General features: G+C 70.6%; 20 protein-coding genes and 2 pseudogenes. 7 read left to right on the top strand and 15 right to left on the bottom strand.

Going from position 1 to position 26,303, the window contains the following annotated elements:
- Nucleotides 1–174 precede the first annotated feature (174 nt).
- From ACIRPX_RS18180 to ACIRPX_RS18140, 9 genes and pseudogenes are all read right to left on the bottom strand, one after another.
- A complete protein-coding gene (locus tag ACIRPX_RS18180) occupies nucleotides 175–636 on the bottom strand; it encodes an OsmC family protein (protein ID WP_404195098.1) in 462 nt (153 codons plus the stop codon).
- 667 nt (nucleotides 637–1,303) lie between these two features.
- Nucleotides 1,304–2,644: a phosphoribosyltransferase family protein gene (locus ACIRPX_RS18175; protein ID WP_404195095.1), complete on the bottom strand. Its 1,341-nt coding sequence runs from the start codon at nucleotides 2,642–2,644 to the stop codon at nucleotides 1,304–1,306.
- A gap of 149 nt (nucleotides 2,645–2,793) precedes the next feature.
- Nucleotides 2,794–3,048, bottom strand: coding sequence for an acyl carrier protein (locus ACIRPX_RS18170; protein ID WP_404195092.1), 255 nt, complete (start codon nucleotides 3,046–3,048; stop codon nucleotides 2,794–2,796).
- Nucleotides 3,049–3,053: 5 nt separating this feature from the next.
- Nucleotides 3,054–4,595 carry a dihydrolipoamide acetyltransferase family protein gene (locus ACIRPX_RS18165; RefSeq protein ID WP_404195090.1) on the bottom strand — a complete coding sequence of 514 codons (1,542 nt, stop codon included), beginning with the start codon at nucleotides 4,593–4,595 and terminating at the stop codon, nucleotides 3,054–3,056.
- A 1-nt stretch (nucleotide 4,596) separates the two neighbouring features.
- Nucleotides 4,597–5,652 carry an alpha-ketoacid dehydrogenase subunit beta gene (locus tag ACIRPX_RS18160; RefSeq protein ID WP_404195089.1) on the bottom strand — a complete coding sequence of 352 codons (1,056 nt, stop codon included), beginning with the start codon at nucleotides 5,650–5,652 and terminating at the stop codon, nucleotides 4,597–4,599.
- Between the two features lie 2 nt (nucleotides 5,653–5,654).
- Complete coding sequence (gene pdhA, locus ACIRPX_RS18155) at nucleotides 5,655–6,707, bottom strand: pyruvate dehydrogenase (acetyl-transferring) E1 component subunit alpha (protein ID WP_404195086.1); 1,053 nt, start codon at nucleotides 6,705–6,707, stop codon at nucleotides 5,655–5,657.
- Entirely contained in the window at nucleotides 6,704–8,506 is a 1,803-nt protein-coding gene (acsA, locus tag ACIRPX_RS18150) for an acetate--CoA ligase (protein ID WP_404195083.1), read from the bottom strand. The genes pdhA and acsA overlap by 4 nt, the downstream gene beginning before the upstream one ends.
- A 252-nt stretch (nucleotides 8,507–8,758) precedes the next feature.
- Nucleotides 8,759–9,871, bottom strand: a complete 1,113-nt coding sequence (locus ACIRPX_RS18145; RefSeq protein WP_404195081.1) for an acyltransferase family protein — start codon at nucleotides 9,869–9,871, stop codon at nucleotides 8,759–8,761.
- 348 nt (nucleotides 9,872–10,219) lie between these two features.
- Nucleotides 10,220–11,091 (bottom strand): annotated as a pseudogene (locus ACIRPX_RS18140) (universal stress protein); the annotation flags it as partial.
- Nucleotides 11,092–11,355: 264 nt separating this feature from the next.
- Here ACIRPX_RS18140 and ACIRPX_RS18135 point away from each other — a divergent pair.
- Nucleotides 11,356–11,856: a cation:proton antiporter regulatory subunit gene (locus ACIRPX_RS18135; protein ID WP_404195078.1), complete on the top strand. Its 501-nt coding sequence runs from the start codon at nucleotides 11,356–11,358 to the stop codon at nucleotides 11,854–11,856.
- Between the two features lie 4 nt (nucleotides 11,857–11,860).
- Nucleotides 11,861–13,036 (top strand): cation:proton antiporter, encoded by a 1,176-nt coding sequence (locus tag ACIRPX_RS18130; RefSeq protein WP_404195075.1) that lies wholly within the window; start codon nucleotides 11,861–11,863, stop codon nucleotides 13,034–13,036.
- Nucleotides 13,037–13,226: 190 nt separating this feature from the next.
- Here the strand turns inward: ACIRPX_RS18130 and ACIRPX_RS18125 are convergent, their stop codons facing one another.
- Nucleotides 13,227–14,114: a universal stress protein gene (locus ACIRPX_RS18125; protein WP_404195073.1), complete on the bottom strand. Its 888-nt coding sequence runs from the start codon at nucleotides 14,112–14,114 to the stop codon at nucleotides 13,227–13,229.
- A 452-nt stretch (nucleotides 14,115–14,566) separates the two neighbouring features.
- On the opposite strand from ACIRPX_RS18125, the gene ACIRPX_RS18120 reads away from it, so the two are divergent.
- Nucleotides 14,567–16,087, top strand: coding sequence for a SpoIIE family protein phosphatase (locus ACIRPX_RS18120; RefSeq protein ID WP_404195070.1), 1,521 nt, complete (start codon nucleotides 14,567–14,569; stop codon nucleotides 16,085–16,087).
- 711 nt (nucleotides 16,088–16,798) lie between these two features.
- Nucleotides 16,799–17,194 carry a BlaI/MecI/CopY family transcriptional regulator gene (locus ACIRPX_RS18115; protein WP_404195067.1) on the top strand — a complete coding sequence of 132 codons (396 nt, stop codon included), beginning with the start codon at nucleotides 16,799–16,801 and terminating at the stop codon, nucleotides 17,192–17,194.
- Between the two features lie 435 nt (nucleotides 17,195–17,629).
- Here the strand turns inward: ACIRPX_RS18115 and ACIRPX_RS18110 are convergent, their stop codons facing one another.
- Nucleotides 17,630–18,148: a hypothetical protein gene (locus tag ACIRPX_RS18110; RefSeq protein ID WP_404195064.1), complete on the bottom strand. Its 519-nt coding sequence runs from the start codon at nucleotides 18,146–18,148 to the stop codon at nucleotides 17,630–17,632.
- Between the two features lie 791 nt (nucleotides 18,149–18,939).
- Between ACIRPX_RS18110 and ACIRPX_RS18105 the strand changes: the two genes are divergently transcribed.
- Entirely contained in the window at nucleotides 18,940–20,268 is a 1,329-nt protein-coding gene (locus ACIRPX_RS18105) for a glycosyltransferase (protein ID WP_404195062.1), read from the top strand.
- Nucleotides 20,268–21,020 (top strand): polysaccharide deacetylase family protein, encoded by a 753-nt coding sequence (locus ACIRPX_RS18100; RefSeq protein WP_404195059.1) that lies wholly within the window; start codon nucleotides 20,268–20,270, stop codon nucleotides 21,018–21,020. Before ACIRPX_RS18105 ends, ACIRPX_RS18100 begins: the two co-directional genes overlap by 1 nt.
- Before the next feature lie 272 nt (nucleotides 21,021–21,292).
- Here the strand turns inward: ACIRPX_RS18100 and ACIRPX_RS18095 are convergent.
- Nucleotides 21,293–21,499, bottom strand: a pseudogene (locus ACIRPX_RS18095) (undecaprenyl-diphosphate phosphatase); the annotation flags it as partial.
- A 353-nt stretch (nucleotides 21,500–21,852) separates the two neighbouring features.
- Here ACIRPX_RS18095 and ACIRPX_RS18090 point away from each other — a divergent pair.
- Nucleotides 21,853–22,290 carry a DedA family protein gene (locus ACIRPX_RS18090; protein ID WP_404195056.1) on the top strand — a complete coding sequence of 146 codons (438 nt, stop codon included), beginning with the start codon at nucleotides 21,853–21,855 and terminating at the stop codon, nucleotides 22,288–22,290.
- 134 nt (nucleotides 22,291–22,424) lie between these two features.
- Here the strand turns inward: ACIRPX_RS18090 and ACIRPX_RS18085 are convergent, their stop codons facing one another.
- The 3 genes from ACIRPX_RS18085 to ACIRPX_RS18075 form a co-directional block, all read right to left on the bottom strand.
- Nucleotides 22,425–23,468 (bottom strand): Crp/Fnr family transcriptional regulator, encoded by a 1,044-nt coding sequence (locus ACIRPX_RS18085; RefSeq protein WP_404195053.1) that lies wholly within the window; start codon nucleotides 23,466–23,468, stop codon nucleotides 22,425–22,427.
- A gap of 201 nt (nucleotides 23,469–23,669) precedes the next feature.
- Nucleotides 23,670–24,491: a class I SAM-dependent methyltransferase gene (locus tag ACIRPX_RS18080; protein ID WP_404195050.1), complete on the bottom strand. Its 822-nt coding sequence runs from the start codon at nucleotides 24,489–24,491 to the stop codon at nucleotides 23,670–23,672.
- Nucleotides 24,488–26,113: a radical SAM protein gene (locus ACIRPX_RS18075; RefSeq protein WP_404195048.1), complete on the bottom strand. Its 1,626-nt coding sequence runs from the start codon at nucleotides 26,111–26,113 to the stop codon at nucleotides 24,488–24,490. The genes ACIRPX_RS18080 and ACIRPX_RS18075 overlap by 4 nt, the downstream gene beginning before the upstream one ends.
- Nucleotides 26,114–26,303 lie beyond the last annotated feature (190 nt).

The following is a 26,303-nucleotide window of genomic DNA, read 5'->3' as shown; positions in this document are numbered from 1 at the left end:
CCACCTCGCGCCGGCCCTGACGCACCGAGTCGGACGCATCAGCGCCGACGGCCTCGACGCCGAGGTGGTTCACCGACGCGTCGGCCGGGACCGTGCACCGCGCGGTGCACGACGTCCTCCGGTGAGCACAGGGCGGGGGTGAGGCACGCCCCTGAGCCGAGGAAAGGGCACCGTTCAGTCGACGTCGACGGCGATCTCGGGCGGCATGCGCAGGGTGTTGTGGACCGCGCAGCGGCCGACCACCGCGTGCAGGCCCTCGCGCAGAACCGGGCTGAGTTGGACGGGGAGCAGAATCCGCACGTGGACGTTCTTGATATGGGGCGCTGGGTCGTCCACCGCCGAGAACTCCGTCTTGACGCGCAGATGGTCGTACGGCAGGTGGAGGAGCTGGAGGAATCGGACCGCGTCGGAGGCGACGCAGGCGGAGAGAGAAGCGACGAACAGCTCCACGGGGGTGGGACCGTCGTCGTCACCGCCGGCCTCGACGGGCTGGTCGACGGTGATTTCGTGGTCGCGGACGAAGAGAGCGAGCGCCCGGTCGGCGACGTGCGTGACCTCGATCCGTCCGGGCGGCCCCGCGACGGTACGGGCAGGGTGCGGGAAATGGGTGTCGCGGGCCGGTGAGGCCACGTTCATGTCGCACCTCCTTCACTTCGATGTGCGCACATGGTCTTCTGGCCCGAACGGGTCAGGACCGATGCCCGAGGCAGCATCCCCGGGTGAGCCCGGCTACCTCTTCCGTCCGGCGAAGGCGCTGACGATGCCGGCGAAAGCGAAGATGGCGGCTATGACGACGGCGGCGGTCGGCCGGTTCATGGTGTCCTCCCTGCTGTTCTCACGCCCACTTGACACCGGCCGGGCCCGGGCTGCCAGGTACCGAACGGCCCGGAAGACCGTCCGGATGGACCCAAGGGAGTCCAAGGGAGTCCAAGGGAGTCCAAGGGAGTCCAAGGGACTGTCTCTCCGGCCGCGTTGGTCGGCGAAATGCCCGCCCAGCGGCCCGTCACACGGGCGATGCGGTGGTGACGTGCGGGACCGGGCGGTCGGCGAGCAAGCCGGTGTCGCGCCGGACGTGGCCGTCGGCCGGGTCCGGCCAGGCGGCCTGTCGCGGGCGCTGCGCGGGAAGAAGGCGTCGTACGAGGCGCATGGGGGCCGGGGGACTGCGGGACTCTGGGGCTTCGCCTGCGGCCCGTGCTCGGTGAGCTGTACGGCGACGTGTTCCGCGATCGCCTGAGTGGATCGACGCACGCTGATGTGTCCCGGCCGCCCCGAATACCCGGTGTCGTGCGGATCTCCGCCGTGGTCACGCCGAGCGGTGCAGCGGCGCTTCGGTCGCGGGGCGGGCCAGGTGAGCGGTGAACCAGTCTTCGGCCAGCTCGGCGACCGTGGCCAGGGCGCCGGGTTCGGTGAACAGGTGGGTGGCGCCAGGAACGACGCGGAGCCGGTGTTCGCAGCGCATCCGGTCGGCGGCGAGCCGGTTGAGTTCGAGCACGGTGGTGTCCCGGCTGCCCACGATGAGTAGCGTGGGCGCGCGTACCCGGGTCAGTGCGGTGGGGGTGACCAGATCAGGGCGTCCGCCCCGGGAGACGATCGCGCGGATGTCCGGGTCGGGAGCGGACGCGGCCTCCAGGGCGGCCGCCGCGCCGGTGCCGCGCCCGAAGTGGACGACGGGCAGGCCGGATTCGTGCCGAAGCCAGTCGGTGGCCGCGCGCAGGCGCCGGGCGAGCAGGAGGACGTCGAAGACCTTGGCCTGGTCGTGTTCCTCGTCCTCGGTGAGCAGGTCGAGCAGCAGTGTGCCCAGCCCCGCCCGGTTCAGGGCGTCGGCGAGGTACCGGTTGTGCGGGCCGTGCCGGCCGCTGCCGCTGCCGTGTGCGAACGCCACCACCGCCGGTGCCTCGGCGGGGAGCGTGAGGCGCGCGGCCAACCGCGTCCCGGCGGCCGGCAGTTGCACCTGCCTGCGCCACCACCGCGGACTCGGGGCGGCGGCCACGAGCGGGACGGCGGGCACGGGACGAGCGGCGCGGACGAGCAGGTCTGCCACCTCGGCGTCGGACGTCTGACCGAAGTGGTGATACCAGGCCCCGACCGAGTCCATGTGAAGAAGGGTCTGCAGACAGACGACGTCATCTGCCACATCGTGCAGCTCCGCCACGACGGCCGCCGGTCCGACGGGCACGGCGAGGACGACCTCGGCCGCCCCCCGGGCGCGTGCGACCCGGCAGGCAGCCTCCGCCGTGACGCCGGTGGTCAGCCCGTCGTCCACGATCACCACCGTACGCCCGGCCAGCGGCAGGGCCTGCCGACCGGCGCGGTAGCGGCGTACCCACCAGTCGAGTTCGACCCGCACCCGCTGTTCCACGGCCGCCCGCTCGGCGAGGCTCAGACCGGTTTCCTCGACGACGGCCTCGTCCAGGACCCGCACCCCCCTCTCGCCGACGGCGCCGAAGATCCACTCCGGCTGCCACGGCACACGCAGCTTGCGCACCACGAGCACGTCCAGTGGCGCGCCCAGCTCCTGGGCCACTTCGTAGGCCACCGGCACCCCGCTCCTGGCGAGTCCCAGCACCACCACGTTGTGGCCGCGCAGGAACTCAAGATGCCAGGCCAGCTGCCGCCCGGCCTGCCTGCGGTCGTCGAAGAGCATCCTCGCCACCCCCAGTCCTGACAGAAGTCCGGCGGCACTCAACCGTCGTATTACGGGGGCGATTTGTTCCTCAACTCTCATTGCATCGCGCTTCGCCGGACGCCGGTAGGGACATCCGGCCCGGATCCTGGATCGTCAGGCCCTGCCGTCTACCCGGTCCTGCCGACGAGGAAGTCCACGGTGTCGGCCAGGGTGGTGAGTTGGGGATAGTCGTCCTCGTCGATCCGCATCCCGGTGCGTTCCGACAGGATCTCCACCAGGCTCAGGAAGTCGAGCGAGTCGAGTTCCAGCACGTCGCGGAACTTGTCGTGCGGTTCGACGTGGGTGAAGTCGGCGTCCGGGATGATCTGGATGATGGACTCCTTGACGATGGTGAGCGCCTGGGCGCTGGTCAGGGACTTCATCTGGCTCACAACTCCTCCGGGTTCTGCAGCAGGCGGCCGATCGCCGTGAGGTAGCGCGCGCCGATCGCGCCGTCGGAGGCGCGGTGGTCGGCGGACAGGGTGACGGTCACCACCGGGCGTACGCCCAGCAGACCGCCCGTCGCCCAGGGCCGTTCCACGACGGCCCCGAAGCCGACCAACGCCACCTGGGGCGGATGGATGACGCCGTACACCGTCTCCACGCCCTGGTCGCCGAGGTTGGTGACGGTGAGGGTGGCACCGGACAGTTCGCTGCCGCGCAGCCGTCCCCTGCGGGCCCGCTGGACGAGGTCCTTGAGGGCGGCCATGAGGTCCTCGGGTCGCAGCGTGTCCGCGTCGTGGATCACGGGTGCGAGCAGTCCTCCGCCGCGGAGCGACACAGCGATCCCGAGGTGCACACCGCTGCCGGGTACGAATGCGCCGTCCTGCCAGAAGCCGTTGAGCTGCGGTACCTGACGCGCCGCGATGGCCGCGGCCTTCAGCAGCAGGGAGGCGGGGACGAGGCGGTCGGAGGGCGGGAATCCGCGGTTACGGCGTCGCAACCATTCGACGGCCACGGTCAGGTCGACGGTCGTGGACAGGTAGTAGTGCGGGATCTCCTTCTTCGAGCGGCTCATCAGCTCGCCGATGGCGCGACGCATGGCGGTCGTGCGCTGGTCCTCGCGGCTTGCGGCCGACGGGTGTTCGGCCACCCGCTCCTCGCGCCGCCGTCGTCCGGTGCGCTGTGGCTCGCGGATCTCGTGGAGCTCGGGGCCGCCGCGGGCGCGGACGGCCGCGTGCACGTCCGCCGCGCGGACGGCTCCGCCGTCTCCGGTGCCGCGCAACGCGGCCAGATCCACACCGAGTTGGCCGGCCAGCCTGCGCGCGTACGGAGTGACCCGAACCCTGGGCGCGGAGATCGGCATGGCACGCTCGATGTCGGCGCGGGTGATCCGCCCGCCGCGCCCACTGCCGTGCACGGACGCCAGATCGACGCCCCGTTCGACCGCGAGGTGTCGTACGAGCGGCCCGACCTCGACCACCGTCTCCTCCGCGGCGAACGATCGGGGAGTGGACGGTGTCACGGGAGCCGCCGCCGTGAGCGCGGGCTCCTTGGCGGGCTTCCCCGCACCGACCGCTGCGGGAGCGGACTCGGGGCCGGGTTCGACGGCCAGGTGGGGCGCCGGTTCCGCCGCGGCCTCCACAGGTGCGCTCTCCCGCGTGGCTTCCGCCGGCGCTTCTTCCCGCTCACCGTGGGCGGGAACGGCCTCCCGTACGGCCTCTGCCGGAGACGTCTCCCGTACAGCGGCCGTCGCGGTGCCCTCGATCACCGCCAGCGGCGTCCCCACCGGCACCCGCGTTCCGGGTTCGACCAGCAGCCGGCTCATGGTCCCCGACTCGAAGCACTCGACCTCGATGGCCGCCTTGTCGGTCTCCACGACCGCCACGACGTCCCCCTTGTTCACCCGGTCGCCGGGGCCGACGAGCCATTCCTGCAGGAGCCCTTCGTCCATGTCGGCGCCGAGCGAGGGCATGGTGAACTCGGCCATCTCAGCCCGCCTTTCCGGCGCCCGACTTCTGCTCCTCGTCGACGGTGTACGGCGCGGGGCCGACCGCGCGGCGTACGGCCGTGACGATCCCGGCGACCTGCGGCAAGGCCGCCTCCTCCAGCCGCCGTGCGTACGGCATGGGGACCTCCGCGCTGCACACCCGCTCGACGGGGGCGTCGAGGTCGTAGAAGTTGTCCTCGGTGATGCGCGCGGAGATCTCCGCCGCCAGGCTGCCGGTGCGCCACCCCTCGTCGATGATGACGGCGCGGTGCGTGCGGGCGACCGACTCGGCGATGGTCGCGTCGTCCAGGGGACGCAGGGTGCGCAGGTCCACGACCTCGGCGCTGATGCCGCCGCTGGCCAGATCGTCCGCGGCGGCCAGGGCCTTGGGCAGCGAGCCGCCGTAGGTGATGAGGGAGATGTCAGTGCCGGGGCGGCGGATCGCCGCGTGGTCGAGGTCGACGGGGCCCGCGTCGGCCGGGAGGTCGCCGGAGGTGTTGTAGAGGCTGCCGTGCTCGAAGATCAGCACGGGGTCGGGGTCGGCGAGGGCCGGAGCGAGCATGTGCCGGGCGTCGGCGATGGTCGCCGGGGCCAGCGCCCGCAGGCCGGGGATGTGCGCATACCATCCCTCCAGGCTGTGCGAGTGCTGGGCCGCGAGCTGCCGTCCGGCACCGGTGGTCATGCGGATGACGATCGGTACGGGCAGCTGGCCGCCGGACATGTGGAGCAGCGTGGCCGCGTTGTTGAGGATCTGGTCGAGGGCCAGCAGGCTGAAGTTGACCGTCATGATCTCGACGATCGGCCGCATGCCCGCCAGGGCCGCGCCGATGCCCGCGCCGACGAACGCGGACTCCGACAGCGGGGCGTCCCGGATCCGTTCGGGGCCGAACTCCTCCAGCAGGCCCAGGCTGACGCCGAAGCAGCCGCCGTAACGCCCCACGTCCTCGCCCATCAGGAACACGCGTTCGTCGGAGCGCAGTGCCTCCCGCAGGGCGTCGCGCATCGCTTCGCGGTAGGTCGTCTTGTGTTCGGCGGGGTCACCTGTGGTCGTCGGCATGGTCAACTCGCCTCCTCCGCAGGACTGGTGACGTATCGCAACAGGTCCTCGACCGGCTCCTCCGGAGCCTGCTCGGCGGTGTCCACGGCCGCGTCGATCTCGGCGCTCACCCGCTGCTCCAGCGCGGCGAGCGCCTTGTCGGCCAGCCCACCGCTCTCCCGCAACCGCCTGGCGAGCCGTTCGACCGGGTCGCGCTCCTTCCACCCCTCGATCTCGGCCTTGTCGCGATAGCGGTCGGAGTCGTACATGGAATGGGCGCGGAATCGGTAGGTGCGCATCTCCAGGAAGTGCGGCCCGGTTCCGGCGCGTACGCCTTCGGCCGCGCGCCGGGCCGCGTCCTCGACGGCCAGGACGTCCATGCCGTCGACGGCCCAGGAGACCATGCCGTACGAGGCGGCGCGCATCGCCAGGTCCGTCTGGGCCTGGTGGCGCTCAAGGGCGGTGCCCATCGCGTACAGGTTGTTCTCGCAGACGAAGAGCAGTGGCAGGTGCCACAGTGCGGCCAGGTTGGCCGTCTCATGGAACTCGCCCTCCGCGAAGGCGCCGTCACCGAAGAAGCAACAGGTGACATGGTTGCGGTCGTTCATGCGGTCCGCCAGGGCGAGGCCCGCGGCGAGCGGCAGCCCGCCGCCGACGATGGCGTTGCCGCCGTAGAAGCGGCGGGAGGCGTCGAAGAGGTGCATGGACCCGCCACGGCCGCGGCTGCAACCGGTCGTCTTCCCGAACATCTCCGCCATGATCGCCTCCGCGGGGACGCCACGGGCGAGCGCGTGCCCGTGCTCGCGGTACGTGGAAACGATCGCGTCCTCCTCGGTGAGCGCCTCGCCGACGCCGACGGCGACGGCCTCCTCGCCGATGTACAGGTGCATGAAGCCCCGGATGCGTGCGGCGCTGTACAGCTCCACGCAGCGTTCCTCGAAGCGGCGGACCCGCAGCATCGAGCCGAGCAGGGCGAGTTGGTGGGCCGACTGATTCTTCGACTGCGCCGCGGGCTTGGGGTTCGGCCTGGGCTGCGCCTTGGGCTTCGGCCCGCGCGGGGTTCGGGCGGTGCTCATGCAGACCCCTCCGTCCCCTCCAGAGTGGATATGTCGCCCTCGGGCAGGCCGAGTTCGCGCGCCCGCAGCAGGCGGCGCATGACCTTGCCGCTACGGGTGTGCGGCAGATGCTGGTCGAAGACGATCTGCCGGGGCGCGACGGCGGGCCCGAGCCGACGCCGGGCAAAGGCCAGGAGCTCCTGCCGGGTCGCGAGGGTCGCCTCGAAGCCTGGCCGCAGCGTCACGAACGCCTTGACGATGTTCCCGGCGACGGGATCCGGTCGGCCGATCACCCCGGCCTCCGCGACCGCCGGGTGCTCCATGAGCGCGCTCTCCACCTCGAAGGGCCCGATGAGGTGGCCGGCCGACTTGATGACGTCGTCCGCGCGTCCTACGAACCAGTACCAACCGTCCGCGTCACGTCGCACCAGATCACCGGTGAGGTACCAGCCCTCGGCGAAGGCCGCCGCGGATCGCTCGTCGTCGTGCAGATAGCCGCGGAACATGGACGGCCAGCCCGGTCGCAGCGCCAGTTCGCCCTCCGCACCGGGTTCCGCCAGCACGGTGACATGCCCGCCGGTGACCTCGGCCCGGCCGTCGGCCCCGCGCCGCAGCACCGCCGCCGTCACTCCGGGCAGCGGGCGCCCCATCGAGCCGGGACGGATGTCGCAGGCCGCGAAGTTCGCGATCATGATGGCGCCTGTCTCGGTCTGCCACCAGTTGTCATGGATCGGCAGCCCCAGGACGTCGCGCCCCCACACCACGGCCTCCGGGTTGAGCGGCTCACCGACCGATGCGATGAAGCGCAGCGCGCTCAGGTCGTAGGAGCGGGGCAGGTCGTACGGCCCGGTTCGCGGCGTCGTGCGCATCAGCATCCGCAGGGCGGTCGGGGCGGTGTACCAGACACTGACCCGCTGCTCGGCGAGGATGCGGTACCACCGCCGGGCGTCGTAGTCGCCCTCGTCCACCACGACCGTCACCCCGTGCATGAGCGGCGCGATGATCCCGTACGACATGCCGGTGACCCAGCCCGGGTCGGCCGTGCACCAGAACACGTCGTCCTCATGGAGGTCGAGCGCGTACGCTGCGGTCGCGTAATGGGCGACGGCCGCCTCGTGGACGTGCACGGCGCCCTTGGGGGTGCCCGTGGTCCCGCTGGTGAAGTGCAGCAGGGCCATGTCGTCGGGCGAGGTCGGCGGGACGACGAAGGCGTCGGAGGCGTCCGCCAGCAGCGCGCCGTACGAGACGGTGCCCGGCAGCTCGTGCGCACCCTCGCCGACGATCAGCACGTTCTGCAACTCGGTCAGCCGGTCGCGCTGCGCGGCGACCTTCCTGCGGTACAACTCAGCGGTGGTGACCAGCACTCGGGCGTCGCTGAGCTGCAAGCGCTGCGCCACCGGATCTGGGCCGAAGGCGGAGAACAGCGGGCACAGCACGCTGGTGTTCTTCAGAGTGCCGAGGACCACGGTGTACAACTCGGGACAGCGCCCCAGCAGGGTCACGACGCGGTCGCCCCGGCCGATGCCGAGCGTGCGCAGAACGTTCGCGAACCGAGCCGTGGAGCGGGCCAGCTCGGCGTACGTCACGGTGGTCACCGAGTTGTCGCGGCCCACGCAGCGCAGCGCGACCACGCTTCCGTGACCGGATGCAACGTGCCGGTCCACCGCTTCGTACGCGATGTTCAGGCCACGACCGCCAGGAAGTCCGTCGAGTTCGGTGCGCGCTTCCGACCAGGAGAAGTCCTCGCACACCTTCTCGTAGTCGTCGAGATTGGGCGGGACCTGCGGCGGAGTGTCCTTGCGAATCGTCTCCCAGGGCATGGCGACTCCCTTCCCTGACGGCCTACCTCGACCATCCGCCCGCCCGATGGCACACGCAACGGGCCGAATGGTCCCCGCTCCCGACCGGACGGCACCGCTCCCGCTTGCCGCCCTCCCCGGTCAGGCCGGGAGGCAGGAGACGCTCGGTCTGCATGGGGGCCGACGTGACCGGCGGGTCAGAACCGGTTGCCCCGTAGCCAGACGGGCGGATCCGGACGTTGCTCCTGATACACGCGGAGCCACCCGTAAGGGTCAGCGCACCTTCGCCAGCGCCGCCCGCATCCTCGGAGTCAGCGGCTTCTCGACGAAGCGGTTGATCAGCCAGGCGAGGAGGAGCATGCAGGTGACGGTCAGCAGGAACGTCCCGTAGGACGGGATGTGCAGGCCGCGGTGCAGGACCTTGATGACCACCCAGCCCAGGTGCTCGTGGACCAGGTAGAAGGGGTAGGTCAGCGCCCCGGCCACCGTCAGCCAGCGCCAGTTCACCCAGTGCAGCCACCCGAGGGCGATCACTGCGACCGCGGCGAAGCCCAGCGTCACCACCAGGATGATGCCGAACGAGGTGCGGTGGGCGAAGGCGTGCGGGTCCGCGGCGTTCCACAGGCCGCGCACGGCGTAGTGCTGCCCGATCAGCCAGCTGACGGCCACGATGCCCCAGGCGTAGACGTCATGCCGGTCGCGGTGGATCAGGAAGAGGCCGACGCCGCCCACGAAGAACGGTGCGTACTCCGGCATCAGCACGATGTCGAGCAGCGGCTGGTGCGCGCCCTGCGCGATCGCCGCCGTGAGGATCCAGCCCGCGCAGAAGAAGATCACGCGCCGTCGGCTCGCCCCGGGCAGGACGACCAGCAGCGCGAACAGGGCATAGAAGCGGACCTCGGCCCACAGCGTCCAGCACACGCCGAGTACCCGGTCCACGCCCAGCGGTTGCTGGAGCATGGTCAGGTTCACCAGCGTGTCACTGGGTGACAGCGCCTTGAAGGCGACCGCGGGCAGGGCGAACGTCGCCGTCACGAGGACGATGGCCACCCAGTAGGCGGGCAGCAGCCGGGACGCGCGGGAGGCGAAGAAGGATGTCAGGGACCGTCCCCAGCCGCTCATGCAGATCACGAATCCGCTGATCACGAAAAAGACCTGGACGCCGAGGCAGCCGTACGCGAAATACGTGTGCAGGGTGGGGAACTGGTGCTGCGCGGACGTCCCCCAGGAGCTGGTGACATTGCCGCCCCGGCCGCCGTAGTGGTAGGCGGCCACCATGAGCGCGGCGACCAGCCGCAGTCCGTCCAGTGCCCGCAGTCGCGGCTCCGGCCGGGGCCCGGCCCGTTCCGGCCGACGGGGAACCTCGATCGCCGGTCGGACGGTCATGCTGGTCACTAAATTCCCCTCGCCGGGCGTTCCTGTGGGTATACGGCAGCACATTAGTCCGATTCACAGACTTACCTTGGCTGACGCCCCACGATTGGCCGCCCCGACCCGGGGAGTTCATCTGAATGTCGTTTCTGCTTTCCGGCTGCTTTCGTAATTGCTCCGCTGAGTGGCAAATCCACGGACGCCTGCCGACGGCGGCGTGGTGGTGATGAGCTCGGCTCGCGCCCGAGTCGCACGGCCGTTTCTGCCGGTGGTGGCAGTCACGGCGGCATGTTGCAGCCACCATGTTGCTCGCTCTCCTCTGCGGCGATTCCGAATGGCCCCACGCAAGAGCACCCGTCGGCTACGGCAACACGCGACGGGGCGGTGGGCGTGGTGCAACAGGGCCTGGCTGACCGAACCGAGGAGCAAACCGGCGAAGCCGCCGAGGCGCGGGCTCCGGCCGCCACCAGCTGCGCATCCCGGCCGGCGTCGATCAGGGCGGGACGGATCCGGGAGCGCACCAGACGCCGATCGACAGCGACCTGCGCATAGGCCTCCTGCCAGGCGGCCACCGTCTCGTCCAGCAGGTTGCTGCTCGGCCTCGCGGAGACGGTCCGCATCCACGGCCACCGCGGTCAACGGGTCGGCGGGGCCTTCGTGGGCCCGTTCGCTCCGGGTGTTCCACATGTGCAGTGCCTGCCAGTGGCGCTTTGCGCAGGGTGGCCTCGGCGAACGCGAACGCCACCGCCGCCTGCCCCGCCGGGGAGCCGTCCACGGTCAGCAGCACCGGACCGGCCGACTCGGGACGGCCGCGCATCACCATCAGTGGGCAGTGGCCGTGGGCGCCCAAATGCACCGCGGTGGAACGGAGCAGCGGCCCGGCGAAGCCGGAAAGGCCCCGGCTGCCGGACCACTGACGGCGCCGCCGAACGGGTCTCGATCTCCGGCACTTCGAACGCCTCACCCGCCACCACGGACCGGGTGATCTCGATGTCCGTCGCCACCGCGTACGCCCGTTCCTCGGCGCGGGCCGGCGTCTCGTGCACCATCGGCTCAAGGCCCTGGTCGGCCGGATTCCATGGAGCCGCACCGGTCGACGGAGGCGGTGCGGGATGGCCGAAGGCGTGCACGATCCGCAGAGGTAGCCCGCGCACATGCGCCTCATGCGCCGCGCCATCCACCGCGTCGAGGCTGGAGGCGGAAGCGTCCACCCCGCCGAGCACCGGATCACGCATCGCGCACTCCCGTCCGGCAGAGCCACCGGCGAGCGGCTGCTTCATCTTTCAGCCTCGGAGCCGCCGCGCACCGGGGCCAGGGGCCATCCGGCCGCCTGAGGGACCGCACGGCCCTGCCGACACCCCTCGGGGAGCAGGGAAACTGGCAACAACCCGCACGGCTCAGGCCGGGCCCTTGCGCCCGCGCTCGAGTACCCGTCAGCACCTGCCGAATATGTGTGCAGAGCGGGCCGCCGGTACGGGGGTCCTACGGGTTCCGGATTCATGACTGACTGGGTGATGTGCGTGGATGTCAACGAGGTGCTGCTGCCCGGGGTGGGGCTGCGGTACGAGTTCGTCAACCGGGACGGCGACCGGATCGGGGTCGTGGCGCGGCGGTCGGGCGACTTCGAAATGGTCGTCTACGAGGGCGTCGATCCGGACGAGGCACGGTCAGTGCTCCGTCTGACCGGAGAGGAGGCCGACACGCTCGCCGAGATCCTCGGCGCCCCGCGCATCGCCGAACGGTTCGCCGATCTCACCAGGGAGGTGCCCGGCCTCAGTGCCGGGCAGGTCGAGGTGGCGTCGGGTACCCCGTTCGCCGGTCGGCGGCTGGGGGAGACCCGGGCGCGGACCCGGACCGGTGCGTCGATCGTGGCGGTCGTCCGGGGCGAGGAGGTGATTCCCTCCCCGGGACCGGGGCAGGCCCTGCGCGCCGGGGACGTCCTGGTGGTGATCGGAACACACGAAGGGATCGCCGCCGTGGAACAGATCGTCCGGGGCTGAACCGGTGCAGATCTCCATCGCCCTGCTGCTGGAACTGGGGATCATCCTGGCCGCCCTGAGCCTGCTCGGGGCACTGGCGCGGCGCTTCACCTTGTCCCCCATTCCGCTGTACCTCCTGGCCGGCCTGGCCCTGGGAGAGGGAGGCATCGCGCCGGTTCGGGCGGCCGGGGCGTTCGTGGAGACCGGGGCGGGTATCGGGGTGGTGCTGTTGCTGTTGGTGCTCGGCCTTGAGTTCACGGTTCCCGAGTTCACCGTCAGTCTGCGCCGTCATCTGCCCTCCGCGGTGGTCGACCTGGTGCTGAACGCGGCTCCCGGAGCGCTGGCGGGATGGCTGCTCGGGCTCGACGCCACTGGGATCCTCGCGCTCGCCGGCGTGACCTATATTTCCTCCTCGGGCATCGTCGCCCGGCTCCTGACCGATCTGCGGCGGATGGGCAACCGGGAGACCCCTGCGGTGCTGTCCGTGCTGGTGCTGGAGGACTTCGCGATGGCCGCCTACCTGCCGCTGCTTGCCGTCGTCGCCGCCGGCGGCACTTGGCGGCAGGCACTGCTGGGCGTGCTGCTGGCCCTCGGGGCGGTGCTGGTCGCGTTCACCGTGTCGTACTGGTGGGGGCATCACCTGGGTCGGCTGCTGGGGCATCCGGAGGCGGAGCAGTTGCTCTTGCGGGTCCTCGGCGTGACGCTGATCGTCGCCGCTCTCGCCGAGGCCGTCCATGTCTCCGCCGCGGTAGGTGCCTTCCTCGTCGGGCTGTCATTGACGGGAGAGACGGCACGACGGGCGCGGGAGGTCCTGAGCCCCCTGCGGGATCTGTTCGCCGCGGTGTTCTTCCTCGCCATCGGTCTGTCCGTGAGCCCTCGCACGTTGCTTCCGGTGCTGCCCGCCGCCCTGCTGCTGGCCCTGGTCACCACCATGACGAAAGTGGCCTCCGGCTGGTATGCCGCGCGGCGGGACGGTGCGGGGCGCCGGGGTCGGATTCGGGCAGGAGCCGCGCTCATCGCCCGGGGTGAGTTCTCCATCGTCATTGTCGGTCTGGTGGGGCTGCGTCATGACCGGCTCGGCGCCTTGGTGGCCGCCTATGTGCTGTTGCTGGCGGTGGCCGGACCTGTGATCACGCGTTTCGCCGGCGCACGTGCCGCGGGCACGGCCCGCCCACCGCGACACGATGGGGCAGTGCGGTGAGCGGCCGGTGGACGGCCATGAAGAGCCGGTGCCGCAGGCGCATTGCCGAGAGCGACGGCGAGCGCGGTGAGTACGGCGATGCCAAGGATGCCCAGCCATGCCTGGCCGGTGATCGGGAGGAATTTGGATCAGCGGATGGTGGAACTGGCGCAGAAAGCGCCACAGCAGCCCCCACCCGCTGCGGCTGAAATCAGCGACGCCCACCAGAACCCCGCACGACGGCGACGGGACAGTGCGCGTGATGCAGGACGGCCTGGCTTACCGACCCCAGCAGCAGCCCGGCGAATCCGCCCCGTCCTCGGGCACCGACCACCAGCAGTTGAGCGGAACGGCTCGCCTCGATCAGCGTTTCACGCGTCCGGCCGTGGGCCACGTGGTGCTTCACTGCCACCTCCGGGTACCGCGCCCGATGCCCGGCGAGCGCCTCCGCCAACAGTCGTTCCTCCTCCTGCCGGAGCTCGCCCGGCGGATTCGCGTACGGCGCCGCCGCGTCCTGCGGAGCGGGCAGCGGTGCGTTCCATGTGGTCCAGGCGTGCAGGGCCACCAGGTCGGCCCCACGCCAGGCCGACTCGGCGAAGGCGAAGTCGACTGCCGGCTCGCCCGTGCCGGAGCCGTCGACGCCCAGGACCACCGGCCCGGCGTCATCGCCCGTCTCCCGCACGACGAGCACGGGGCACATGCCGTGCGCCGCCAGATGCACCGCGGTCGACCCCACCAGGAGCCCGACGAACCCACCCATGCCCCGGGAACCGACGACCACGAGTTCCGCGGCGCGTGACTGTGCCTCCAGCACCGTCAGCGGCTCGCCCGTCACCACCGCATGGGAGACGTCCACCTCGGGTGCCGCCGACCTGGCACGCGCCACCGCCTCCGCCACCAGGTGTTCGACCATGTTCCGCATGCCGCCCTCAGACGGGCCCATCGGCGAAGGCCCCAGTGGTACGTGCGTCGCCGGCCACAGGACGGCATGCACGACACGCAACCCCGTCCCGCGCCATCGCGCCTCCCGAGCCGCCGTCTCCACGGCGGCAAGACTCGACGCGGACCCGTCCACGCCCACGACCACCAGACCGCTCATCTCGTCTCCCGCGTCCAGACGCTCGTTCTCCCACTCTCAGGGTCGCCCAGGGCGCCACCTCCTGCCGTGGGACCGACCGGCTGCCCCGCGGGCCATCCGGCCCGTACCGCCCCGCACGCCCCGGCGGGCAGCTCGGCGTGACGGTCAAACGCCCGCACGAGGATCTGGGCGTGTGTTGTCGGCTGTCTTGATGAAGTACGTCACGAGACGGGTGGCTGTGATCATCCCGAGCAGGGTTGGGCCGCCTTCGTCGTCTTCCGAAACCGGTAGCAACCCGCAGGAACAGACACAACAGGGTAGTAGCCTTGCGATAACGGCCCGCGGGCGTCAGCCGCGGCGAGGTTCTCGGCGAGCGCCGCGAAGGCAGGTGCTCGGCCCACCTGCCGCGTTGCACGGGGGTGCGGTCGTCGGAGTGCCCGGTTGGCGGGCGTGTCGCGGGTGGTGGTAGCCGGATGGGTGTACTCGTCCACAGTTCACCGCAACCGGACGCAAGCCGTCGGGTGCTCCTGGTACTGCCAAGCCTCGCGCTGGTGCTGGTCACTGTCGGCGTGCTGTTCGCGTCGCCGCGCGGCCACTACGGGTTGCTGCTGGCCGTGGTGCCGCTGCTGGCCGCGGCCGTGCACACGGTCCACGCCACCGTCTTCCTGGGGGCACTCACGGTCGCGGTGTACGCGGCTCTGCATCGTGCCCGGGCCGATGCCTGGGACGTGTGGACGATCAAACTCGGCCTGGTTGCCGGGGTCTGCCTGGTGGGGGTGCTGCTGGCCCAGGCCCGGTCGCGTGAGAGGCGCCTGAACGTGACCGAGGATGTGGCGTTGGCTCTGCAGCGGGAACTGCTGCCACGCGCTGTGCCCGCGCTGCCAGCCGTGGAGGTGTGCCACCGCTATGTCCCGGCTGACTCCTCGGCGGGCGTCGGCGGGGACTGGTTCGATGTGATTCCCCTGTCCGGCAGCCGGGTGGCCCTGGTGATCGGTGATGTCGTCGGTCACGGCGTCCAAGCCGCCGCCTTGATGGGGCGCTTGCGCACCGCCGTTCACACTCTCGCCGATCTCGACCTGGCTCCCGCTGAGCTGCTCGCCCGGATGAACGACCTCCTGATACGCCTGGGCGAGGAGGATCCGGAGCGTGAGCCCGGAGCCACGCTGCTGTTTCTCGTCTACGACCCCGTCTCGGGGGGATGCACCATAGGCGGAGCGGGGCATGCGCCTGCCGCCTTCCTGACAACCGACGGGAGCGTCGAGTTCCCCCGACTGCCCGAGACCCCGCCTCTGGGAATCCCGGGCACCGTGTTTGAGGACACGGAGTTTCACCTCGATCCCGGCACGGTCATCGCCCTGTACACCGATGGGCTGCTGGATCTGCGTGCTCAGGGGGCCGACGATGCTCTCGCCGGCCTCGGCGGTGCCCTGGCCGCTTCCGCGGCCGGCGCACCGCTGGACCAGCTGTGCGAACGGGTCTGCGCCGCCACCCTGGGCTTCGGCGGCAACGATGACGACGTCGCCCTGCTCCTCGCCCGAACACGACGCCTGAGCGAGGACCGTGTCGCGAACTGGGAGCTACGGGCTGATGTACAGGCCGCGGCCCACGCCCGCGCGCTGGTGTCCGAGCAGTTGCGCCTCTGGGGCCTTGAGCGTCTGGTCTTCTCCACTGAGCTGATAGTCAGCGAACTGGTCACCAACGCCGTCCGCTACGCTGTTTCCCCCGTGACCTTGCGGCTGATCCGCTCCCAGGTCCTGATCTGTGAAGTGAGCGACGGCACCAACGCCTCGCCGCACGTGCGCCGGGCCCACAGCACGGACGAAGGGGGCCGCGGCCTCTTCCTGGTCAGCCAGGTGTCCGACCGCTGGGGGACCCGTCACCACCGCGACGGGAAGACCATCTGGGTCGAACAGTACCTTCCCTCGGTCCCTCAGTCGCAGCACACCGTGTGGCCACGTGGCGTCCCGACCAGCGCCAGGCCCGTTCTGCCCTGACCTGACGCGGAAGCCGTGCAGCGCCCCGGTCGTGAAAGAGCTCATGGGCTGCCGGGACCTGATCGGCCGTGAGAAGGGTCGGCGCATGTCCGGCAGAGATCCGGGGCAGCGACACGCGGATGCTCTGCCGGTTGGGGTGATCGGCGACTCCAGGGCCGAGTTCAGCATTGCGGACCGCGTCTCCTGCCGGCCCCTCCCGGAGTGAGCATCGCGGAGGGCACCTGATCAAGCGGCGCAGGAGGAGTTCGACGCCGTCGGCGGCACCTACGGTTCGCCGAGATCTGGATCAGGCTGGTCCGCAAGCGCCGGCGGGCCTCGGTGACCACCTCGCGAAGATCATGGCCGAGTCCGCCCTGGCGGGCCGCGCGGTCCGCCAACACCAGGAGCTGACCCGGCCCGGGAAGCGGCCTGCCGCACCCGACTTTGTGCGCGGCGATTTCACCGCGGAGGCTCCCGACCTGGCTACAGCAACCCCGCCCTCACGTCTTCCCGGAGGGCGGTGGCTCCGTATCCCGAAGCACGCCGGAGGGGCACGCTGCGTCTGTACCTCGCGACATCGCCGCCGAGGCCCAGCGATGGGACCCCTACGCCGTGTCGGCCCTCACAGAGAATGTCGAGCCCACGTTCTGCCGCCGCTGTATTTCTACGCCTTGTAGTAGCTTGAACGTGGCGAAAACGGAGCTTGCTGGAACGGGTAGCGGGAGGTGCCGGATGACCGGCGGTGCTGACGGCCGAAAAGAGTCCCGGCGCCGTGCCAGGGGTGAGCTGGAGAGGGAGGTGCTGGCGGCCCTGTGGGCGGTTGGCGGACCAGCGACGGCTGTGGTGGTCCACGAGAAGGTGGGGGACGATACGGCCCACACCACCGTGCTGACCATCCTGACGCGGCTGTGTGACAAGGGGCTGGTGACCCGGCGGCGTGAGGGGCGCAGTTTCGTGTACACGCCCGTGGACGACCGGTCAGGGATGGCCGCAGCCGGGATGCACTCGCTGCTGGACAAGGGTGGGGACCGTGCGGCGGTGCTGGCCCGGTTCGTGTCGGATCTGTCGGTGGAGGACGAGCAGCTGCTGGAGCAGCTGTTGCACGGTGATGACCCCCTGCGGGGCTGAGGTGCGTTCTGGCCCGTACCGATGCATCTGCCGCTGCTGGTGAGCGTGGTGCAATCGCCGGCGGCGCTCGGGGTGGCGCATCGGATGCCGCCGTGCGCAGAGGACGTGGGCGTTGGCTCGCGTGGTCACCGTGGCGGCCGGTGCGTGGGCGACCGAGCCGGCGATTCTGGACTTCATCGTGGTGGGGCAGGCGCCGCTGGTGGTGGCACAGGAGCCGTGGTCGGTGGGTGTGCTCGCGGCAGAGGACCCGGTGAACCCGTTGCGCGGTGGCGGCCGCGGTCATGGGCAGGTCCTTCTGGTGGCATCGCGGTGCATCAGGGGCGGCCGCCGAGTCAATGTACTACATGTTGTAGAAACTCCGTCTGTGGCCAGGTCGGTCGACGGCTCACCGGATCATGCCTGGTCGTCGGCCGGGGGTGCGCTCCTGCGGCCTGCTTATCCCCGGACTCGTGTTCCGGCTCCGCGTTGCCGCGGCCTCGTAGCGAAGGGGTCGCCCGCGGGGCGGGCAGGGGAGGCCGTGCTGTGTCGGCCATGGACGAAGCGGATGGTGGAGATGGTGAACACGACGGGGCGATGCGGGGAGTCGAGGTTCACCGTGATCTCGTGGGCGGGGCGGAGGTTCCGTGAGCGCAGTGTCACGCCCGCCCAGTGGTGACCCGGTGGGAAGCGCCAGTCGACGTGACCGGCCAGGCGGGGCGGGACGTCGACCGCGACGAGGCCATCGCGCAGGTGCTCGCGATGGGTGCCGAGCCTGGCCAGGAAGGCGTCCAGCCCGGCGGGTGTGGTGGTGAACTGCACGAACAGCGAGTCCTTCTCCCAGGAGTTGTCCTCGAAGAAGGCGATGTCGTTCGCTCCGGCCGGAATCGGTACCTGGTAGACGTCGCGCCGCACGGTGGAGGGGGTGTCGTGGACGAGTCCCGCCCGCTCGGCCCGCAGTTGTCGCGTGGCGGCCACGTTGTGACTCTGGTCGGCCGAGATCGCCAGATATGCGGCCGGGAGGGCGACCAGTAGCGCGGCGGCGGTTCCGCGGCGCAGGCGAATCGCCGCGGCGCGGGGTCGCGGACCGACGGGGTGGCTTCCGGTGGGCGGCCTGGTCCGTGCCGCGTTCGGTTCGGTCACCGGACTGGGGTCGATCTGCCGCGGGAGCGGTGAGTCCGTTCTGCCGACGGGTTGAGCGGGTTCCCTGAAAAGTACGCGTCGCGAGTCCGCATTCCCGTCCTCGTTTATGGTGTGGCCGACGCGCCGAACCCTGAGAGCATCCCCTGTGGATCCGGCACTTTCGCCGCCACTGTGATGCGTGGGGTCATCGATGAATCGTCCTTCCGTCCGTGCCGCCGGCAACGCAACGTGATTCTACATCATGTAGTAGTTTTCTGGTTGTTCTCGTGTCCGCCGAACATGTGGACGACGTACCCGTGATCACTGCCGCCCCGCCTCTCCTCGTCATCGCCTCGCTGTGCGAGGTGGGAGTGCGTCACCGATTCGGGTGCGCTGCTTGCCTGTTCATGTCGGCCATGTGTGCCTTGGGGCCGGTTTCGATCCGTGCGGCGAGACGGCGGGCCGAGAGTTTTCGGTGTCCGCCTCCCTCTAAGTTCTACATCATGTAGTAGCTTCAGTTCTCGGTGCCTGCCCAGACCGAGTGACCTCGCTCGGCCGTGAACCGGTGCGGCTCCGCCCTGCGCACGCAAACCTCGGGTCCGGGCATCTCCGGCCGTGCGCCCATCCCGTCAGGAGGCTGATCCGCTGTGGCCCAACGCGACGACCTGATACCGAAGGCGGAGCCTTCGGCGCTCGCCACAGACCTGCCGGACTCATCCCCCCGGCGCATCGCGATCATCTCCGCGAGCGTCGGCGCGGGACACGACGGCGCGGCGTCCGGGCTGGCCGACCGGCTGGCCACGCACGGCTTCTTGGTGGACCGGTACGACTTCCTCGACCTCCTCCCCGCACGCACCGGCAGGCTGATCTGCGGTGTCTACCACCGCATGCTGACCTGGATGCCGACGGGTTATCAGCGCCTGTACGCGTCGACCGAGCACGCCTCGCGCCCCGGCGCGGTGTGGCGGGCGCTGTTCCGCGGGGCCGAGCAGCGCACCGTGCGGGTACTTGAGCCGGGCACCTGCGCGGTCGTCTCCACGTACCCGGGTGCCAGCCAGGTCCTGAGCAGGCTGCGGCGCCGCGGCCTGCTGCAGGTGCCGACCTTCACCTATCTGACCGACTTCTCCGTGCACGCCCTGTGGGTGGCCCCCGGTATCGACGCACACCTGGCCGTGCACGCGATACCCGCGGCCCAGGCCCACGCCCGGGGCGCGGCTGCGGTGAGCGTCGCCGGTCCCGTCACCGGCCGACGCTTCGCCCCCGCCACCGACGACCAACGCAGAGCAGCGCGTGCCCGGTTCGGCCTGCCCGGGCAAGGGCCGCTGGCCCTGTTGGTCGCGGGTTCGTGGGGGGTCGGGCCGGTGCGGCGGGCCGCCACCGAGATCCGGGAGACGGGAGTGGCGGTGCCGGTCGTGGTGTGCGGCCGCAACCAGGCCCTCGCCGACGAGTTGCGGCGGGACGGCATCGAGTATGCCTTCGGCTGGGTGGAGGACATGCCGGGTCTGATGCACGCCTGCGACGTGCTGGTCCAGAACGCCGGCGGACTGACCTCTCTGGAGGCGTTCGCCGCAGGGCTGCCGGTGGTCAGCTACCGCTGCATCCCCGGCCACGGCCGGACGAACGCCGCTGCCCTGGACGAGGCGGGCCTGGCGGCCTGGATCCGCGACCCGGTGGACCTCGGCCCCGTGCTCGCCGAACTCCTTCACGGTCCGCGTGGTGAGGCACAGCGAGCGGCCGGACTCGAACTGCACCGCTCCGCTCCCGGCCCGGTCCCCGCCATTGCCGCCGGCGCCGGACACCATTTTGTCCCAGGCACGCAACCCGCGACGAGGCGCCGTCCCGCGAGGCTGCGGCTGAGCCTGGCCGCCGCCAGCGCGGCTGCCACGGTGTCGCTGGGCATCGCGGTCCCGATCGCCCATGCCGAGGCCGCCGCGCGCCTCTCTTCCGTCACCCACTACCTGGAGTTGGACTGGTGATGTCCCCGGTTCGTCTGGCCCCTGCCGCCGCGCTCGTCTCGGCCACGGCACTGCCCGTACTCGCCGCCCTCCACGTGGCTCCCGTCGTCTCGACGTTCGGTCCGCTGCGCAACAGGGTCATGCCGTGCCTGGCCGGGCAGGGCCGCCCGGACCATGTCGCCCTCACCTTCGACGACGGCCCCGACCACCTGTCCACTCCCCACTTTCTGCGCTTTCTCGACGCGCGTGGAATCCGCGCCACGTTCTTCCTGCTCGGCTCGATGCTGGTCCGCTCGCCCGCGCTGGCGAAGGAGATGGCGGCCGCCGGGCACGAGATCGCCGTGCACGGCTGGCGCCACCACCCACTCCTGGTGCGTGGTCCCCGTGCCACGTGCGACGACCTCGCCCGCGCCCGCGACGCGGTGGCCGACGTCACCGGCCGGCCGCCGGTGCTCTTCCGGCCTCCGTACGGGGTGATGACCACGGCCGCTCATCTGGCCTGCCGCAGACTCGACTTGACCCCTGTGCTGTGGACCTGCTGGGGTGCGGACTGGCGCAAGCGGGCCACGCCTCGATCCGTCGAAAACACCGTCCTGCGGGACCTGCGCGGCGGTGGCACCATCCTGCTGCACGACTCCGACTGCACCTCCGCGACCGGTTCCTGGCGCACCACCTTGCGAGCGCTGCCCCGTATCCTCGACACCTGCCAGGAGCAGGGCTGGACGGTGGGCCCCCTGCGCGAGCATGGACTCCGCGGGCTGCCGATGGGCTGAGTTGCGGGCCTGTCGTCGTTACGGCATCGGGGTCCGTGGCCTGTGACGACCGGCCCCGGCGGACTGGGCATCACGCGCCGTTGACCATCGTCTTGCCGCAGCAGGCAGGCGCCCGTGAGGATGCCCGCCAGGCCCGGCGGCATCGCCCAGCCCAACCCAGCCCCGCGACGCCAGCAGAGGTCCGCGTAGGCCGTCGCCTTGGGCGCCGACCAGTAGCGGCGGTTCAGCAGCGCCGCTGCGCCGATGACTGGTGTGGCGAGCAGGAAAGCGAACCGTGCGGGGTTCTCGTGATGGAGCCCCCTGAAGATACCCGTACTGATGGTCGATCCGGAGCGGCTGATGCCCGGGAGCAGGGCGAGGACCTCGGCCGTGCCGACCGGTCCCCGTACACCGCTGCGGCGATCAGCACCGTATCGCCGCGGGAGGGGACACCAAAGTCCTCCATGAAGATCAGGCCGCCTACGGCCCAGTAGCCCCACTGGCCGCGCCTCGGAAGTTCCGGATCGGGTGGTTGACCCGGGCGGGACGATGAACCGGTATGCCACGCAGTCGGCGGCCGGGCCGAGCGCCACGAAGGCTGCGGCCGTCAGTCGGGCGCGGGTCGCGAGCCACTCGCACGTCTTCCCGGAGACGAAATCCGCGACCTCGATCTGGGTGAGGGAGCAACCAGTCGCTGTTCACGGACACAGCAGCACCTCGGACACCTGTTTCGGGCTCCTCCGGCGTTCAGCACCCCGACGTCCCGCCTGCGCGCGGGCGAAGCGAGGAGATCAACACCTTGGCGGGAAGCTACTGCCCGTCCCGGTCTGCGCCGCAGGCGGCAACATCGCCGGTGCACAGGTCGGGTTCCGGGCCGACCGACGAGCGGGCCGCGCCGTTCTCGCCGGAGTGCGTAACCGCCGCCTTCGCGCGGGAGCGGACCGGGCGGAAGTGCTGCCTGGCCCGATACGGGTACGCCAAGGCCGTGGTGCTGGGACGGTTCATCCCGGTCGTGCGCACCGTCCTCAATCCGGTGGCCGGGGCACTCGGCGTACCGGCGTCCACCTTTACTGTCTGGCAGGTGATCGGCGGCCTGGCCTGGTCACAGTCGCTCGTACTCGGCGGGTACTGGCCGGGTGGCTCGGTCCGCCATCCGGACGCCTACCTGGTACCCGCCGTGGCCGCGGCGGTCACGGGCTCCCTGGTCCCCGTCGCGCCGGAGATGCTCCGCGGGTGCCGGACCGAACGCGGCCAAGAGACATTGCGGGGCACCAAACCGCTACGCCCATGAGTGGACGCCGACTGCGAAGTGCAAGCCGAGGGTTTGGGTAGCCGCCGAGTATGGCGACGTTCTTGCACAGACCGTGCGCGGCGTCTGCCATGGGCCGGATGGCCGCCGATGCCGTCCGACCGCTGCTCGGCGTGTCATCCGGCCTCGTCCTGGAGCCGGGCCGGGTCCAGGACGGTGATGCGGCCGCGGGCCAGGCGGATCAGACGTCGGTTGGCGAAGTCGCGCAGGACCTTGGTGCAGGTCTCGCGGGAGGTGCCGGCCAGGGCGGCGAGTTGTTCGTGGGTCAGGGCGATCTGTGGATGGCTGGTACCGGGCCGCAGAGGCCGGGCCGGGGGCTGGGCGGTGGCGAGGGTGACCAGGGTGGTGGCGACGCGCTGGGCGACAGACTTGAACACGCTGTCGGACAGGCGCTGTTCGAGGTCGGCCAGGCGGCGGCCCAGGATCGCGGTGATGCGGGCGGAGATCCGTGCGTCCGCCAGCAACAGACGGTGCACGTCCGCCCGGCTCATCACACACACGACCGCGTCGTCGAGGGCTTCGGCATAGTTGTCGTACATGCGCTGCCCGAGCAGCACCATCTCCCCGAAGATGGTGCCAGGGGTGATGATCGCCGTAGTCAGCGCCCGGCCGTCGGCCGAGACCCGGAAGATCCGCACGCGTCCCCGTTTGAGGATGAACAGCACCTCGCAGGGCTGGGTCGGTGAGTAGAGCATCTGACCGGACGCGTACGTCTTCATCGGTGCCGCGGCGGCGATGGCCTCCATCTCCTGCGCGGACAGATCACAGAAGATGTCGACCTCGGCCAGGCACCAGGTCCGCTCGGCTGCCTCGGTGCCGTCCCCGGAGTCGGCCATGCGATGCGTCTCCTCACGTCGTCCCGGCGCCCACGGCGGGGGTGCGGCACCCCACGCCGGGCTGGTGAGCGCGTCGGCTCCCTCGGCCAGACAGTAGGGCACAGTGCCCCAGGCGGGAGGGCCGCATCGTGACAGACAACCCAGTGGGGGTATACCTGGGCCAGGCGCCGAGTCCGGCGCCCACCACCGGACGTACTGCCCGAGCAGGACGCCGAAGCCGGTGGCCGCGAAGACCGCGATGCCCAGACGGACCAGTCGACTGACGGCGGCGTTGGCGGAGCCGAGCCGCCCGGCCACCATGGTGGTCATCGCGGTGCCCGCCATCGGCCGGGACCCTGACATCCAGATGGCGAACCGGATGCCCCCGACCAGGCCGGCTGCTGCGCCCCGACCATGTGGAGCGGGTTGATCGCGGAATTCGGGAATGTCTGAACGCTGGATGCCATGATCTTTCGATCCTTTCCCTTCTGGTTCCTTCTCTTCGCCCCCTGACGTGAGAGCCGCCGGCCGGTAAGGGCGAGTGTGTCAGCCGGTTTTCTCGGCGATGAGCAGGGCGTAGCCGAGGGCGTGGTCGGCGACGGCGGCACGGGCGGCGGCCAGCACAGCCGGAGTGGCGTCCAGGTCCACGCCGGCATCGGCGAGCTTGGCCGCGGCGGTCATGCGCAGCAGGTTCAGCCGCGCCTCGATCTGGTCGATCATGCGGATCATCGCGGCATCGTGGTGCTCGGTGCGGAGTGTGCGCAGTCCGGCCTTGGCGAGGATCCGCTCGTACCCGTCCAGCGGGCGGGCGTCGGCGATGCAGGCGATCCGTGCGGCGAGTGTGCCGAGTTCTGGGGGCAGTTGGTCGGGGGCGGCGGTGACGTCGGTGATGCCGAGTCGGCCGCCGGGTTTCAGGACGCGGGCGAATTCGGCGGCGGCCTGGGCCTTGCCGGGGAAGGTGCACAGGGCGCATTCACACACCACGGCGTCGAAGGCGCGGTCCGGGTAGGGGAGATGTTCGGCGTCACCGGTGGTGAAGGTCGTGTGCTCGATCAGTCCGGCTGCCGCGGCGGCGCCCTGGGCGAGGGCGGTGTTGGCCGCCGAGTAGTCCACCCCGTCCACCTCGACGCCGTAGGTGGCGGCCAGCAGGAGGGCGGTGGTGCCGCGCCCGGAGGCCACGTCGAGTACCCGGTGGCCCTCGCCCAGGTCCAGGCCGTCCGCCAGACGCCTGGTGAGGGAGGTGCCGCCTGGATGGTAGGAGTCGCCCAGCAGGAGGGCGACCACGTCGGACGCATACGCGGCGGCGCAGCACGCCTTGACCTCGTCGTCCTCCGTCCCGGTCGGGTCGAACACGTTCTCGCCCGTCATCGTTCGCCCTCCCTGACCGCGGCGGTCTCAGAGGTGCTGGCATGGGCGGTCTTGGAGCCGTACCGGGTGTCGGTGAGCCGGTCCGCGAGGGGCAGCGCGTTGGGGACGACGTGAGCCACGGGAACGCCGGACATCTGCGCCCGGACCTGCTCGCGGTAGCCGACCGAGTTGTACGCGCAGAACGGGATGAGCCGCCCGTCCGGGGTGATCTCTTCGACGCAGCACTTCATCAGCTGCTTCACGTTGAGGGTGTAGGGGTCCTGGAAGTCCTGCACCACGATCATGAATGCCTTGTCCCTCAACTGCCCTACGGCGGACGGAAGATCGATCCCGCAGCTGTCAGCGCAGTCCAGCGCCTGCGCGGTGGCGCGCAGTTTCTCCTCGGTCGTTGCGGAGCCCATGAACGCGGAGGCCGACCAGAGTTTCTCCAGCGCCTCGCGGATGCCGGGCTCGGGCAGGACACGGTTGGTGACGTAGTCGAGGTAGTCCTCCACGTTGAGCAGGCGCGGGATGGGCACGACGGTGCGGTTGCCGGGCACGCCGTCGACCAGTAGGTAGGTGACGGAGCGGCAGGTCGGGAAGCAGCACGGGACGGGGAAGAAGTCGCCCTTCGCGAACCAGCCCGGCAACTGCTCGCCGATCAGTCGGATCACGTCAGGGTTGGTCAGCCGGTTCAGCGGATCGAAGGGGACGTGTCGCCCGGAGTGGGTGACCGGCTGGAAAGCCACCGAGCGGACGGCCGGGTGGTCGATGCCGTACTCGACGACGGCGCCCAACTCGTGCTCGTTCAGGCCCCGCTCGACGGCGGCGACCAGGGTGACGGTCAGCCCCGCCCCGGCACAGTTGTCCAGAGCCCGCTGCTTGAGGGTACGCAGGTCTCGGCCGCGGATCTCCAGGTGGGTGCGCTCATCGAAGCCGTCGAACTGCAGGTAGATGGTCACCGATTTGCCGGGGATCCGATTGCGTTTGGCGAGTTCCGTGACGAAGTTCGTGTCGGTGGCGAGGCGGATGCCGTTGGTGTTGACGGTGGCGTTCTTGATCGGGCGTGCCTGGGCGAGGTCGATGAAGTCCAGGATGCTCTTGTGGATGGTGGGCTCACCGCCCGAGAACATCACCACTTCCGGTTCGCCCTCGGAGGCCACGAACGCGTCCAGCATCCGCGTGCACTGCTCGTGCGTGATGGAGTACCCGTCGCTCTGGTGGCCGGAGTCGGCGAAGCAGATCGGGCAGTCGAGGTTGCAGCCGGTGTTGACCTCGATGATGCCCAGGCATGCGTGCTGCTTGTGCTCCGGGCACAGCCCGCAGTCCGACGGACAACCGTCCCTCACCTCGGTCTGGAAGGTGAGCGGAATCGTGCCGGGCTTGTTGAATCGGGCCGAGGACAGGTACTCCTCGGCATCTCCGTAGACCAGGGCCTCGAACGCGCCGTGCTCGCGACAGGCTTTACGCAAGTACACCTTGTTCTCACGGATGTTGACCTGCGCGTCGACGGGCGTCTTGCACATCGGGCAGATGGACTTGGTGAACTCGATGAACACCTCGTCCCGGTCCTGCTTCGTGCGGGGCGGAGCGGCCGACTGCTGCTCCGCGTGCGCCGATCGTGCCGTGGGACGTGCTGTCATCGCGTGGCCGCCTTTCTCTGCTTGACTGTGTGCTGTGTCGTCGGGTCGGTCGTGTCGGGCGGAGGTCCGGGCCCGGAGCACGCCGCGATGGTGATCCTCGGGCCGCGCACATGCCCCACCGCGCTGTTACACCGCCAGGGCGCTCCACGCCGGCGACATGCCCACGTCGCCGGGGAAAGCGTCCTCGACC

This window comes from Streptomyces sp. NPDC101225 (genome assembly GCF_044767585.1).
GTDB lineage: Bacteria > Actinomycetota > Actinomycetes > Streptomycetales > Streptomycetaceae > Streptomyces.
This window is presented reverse-complemented; position numbering and strand designations above follow the sequence as displayed.

Coding starts and splice junctions, on each gene's coding strand:
- ACIRPX_RS18180 (WP_404195098.1), bottom strand. CDS start 636: ATGAACGTGGCCTCACCGGCCCGCGACACCCATTTCCCGCACCCTGCC.
- ACIRPX_RS18175 (WP_404195095.1), bottom strand. CDS start 2,644: ATGCTCTTCGACGACCGCAGGCAGGCCGGGCGGCAGCTGGCCTGGCAT.
- ACIRPX_RS18170 (WP_404195092.1), bottom strand. CDS start 3,048: ATGAAGTCCCTGACCAGCGCCCAGGCGCTCACCATCGTCAAGGAGTCC.
- ACIRPX_RS18165 (WP_404195090.1), bottom strand. CDS start 4,595: ATGGCCGAGTTCACCATGCCCTCGCTCGGCGCCGACATGGACGAAGGG.
- ACIRPX_RS18160 (WP_404195089.1), bottom strand. CDS start 5,652: ATGCCGACGACCACAGGTGACCCCGCCGAACACAAGACGACCTACCGC.
- pdhA (WP_404195086.1), bottom strand. CDS start 6,707: ATGAGCACCGCCCGAACCCCGCGCGGGCCGAAGCCCAAGGCGCAGCCC.
- acsA (WP_404195083.1), bottom strand. CDS start 8,506: ATGCCCTGGGAGACGATTCGCAAGGACACTCCGCCGCAGGTCCCGCCC.
- ACIRPX_RS18145 (WP_404195081.1), bottom strand. CDS start 9,871: ATGACCGTCCGACCGGCGATCGAGGTTCCCCGTCGGCCGGAACGGGCC.
- ACIRPX_RS18135 (WP_404195078.1), top strand. CDS start 11,356: ATGACTGACTGGGTGATGTGCGTGGATGTCAACGAGGTGCTGCTGCCC.
- ACIRPX_RS18125 (WP_404195073.1), bottom strand. CDS start 14,114: ATGAGCGGTCTGGTGGTCGTGGGCGTGGACGGGTCCGCGTCGAGTCTT.
- ACIRPX_RS18120 (WP_404195070.1), top strand. CDS start 14,567: ATGGGTGTACTCGTCCACAGTTCACCGCAACCGGACGCAAGCCGTCGG.
- ACIRPX_RS18115 (WP_404195067.1), top strand. CDS start 16,799: ATGACCGGCGGTGCTGACGGCCGAAAAGAGTCCCGGCGCCGTGCCAGG.
- ACIRPX_RS18100 (WP_404195059.1), top strand. CDS start 20,268: ATGTCCCCGGTTCGTCTGGCCCCTGCCGCCGCGCTCGTCTCGGCCACG.
- ACIRPX_RS18085 (WP_404195053.1), bottom strand. CDS start 23,468: ATGGCGGGCACCGCGATGACCACCATGGTGGCCGGGCGGCTCGGCTCC.
- ACIRPX_RS18080 (WP_404195050.1), bottom strand. CDS start 24,491: ATGACGGGCGAGAACGTGTTCGACCCGACCGGGACGGAGGACGACGAG.
- ACIRPX_RS18075 (WP_404195048.1), bottom strand. CDS start 26,113: ATGACAGCACGTCCCACGGCACGATCGGCGCACGCGGAGCAGCAGTCG.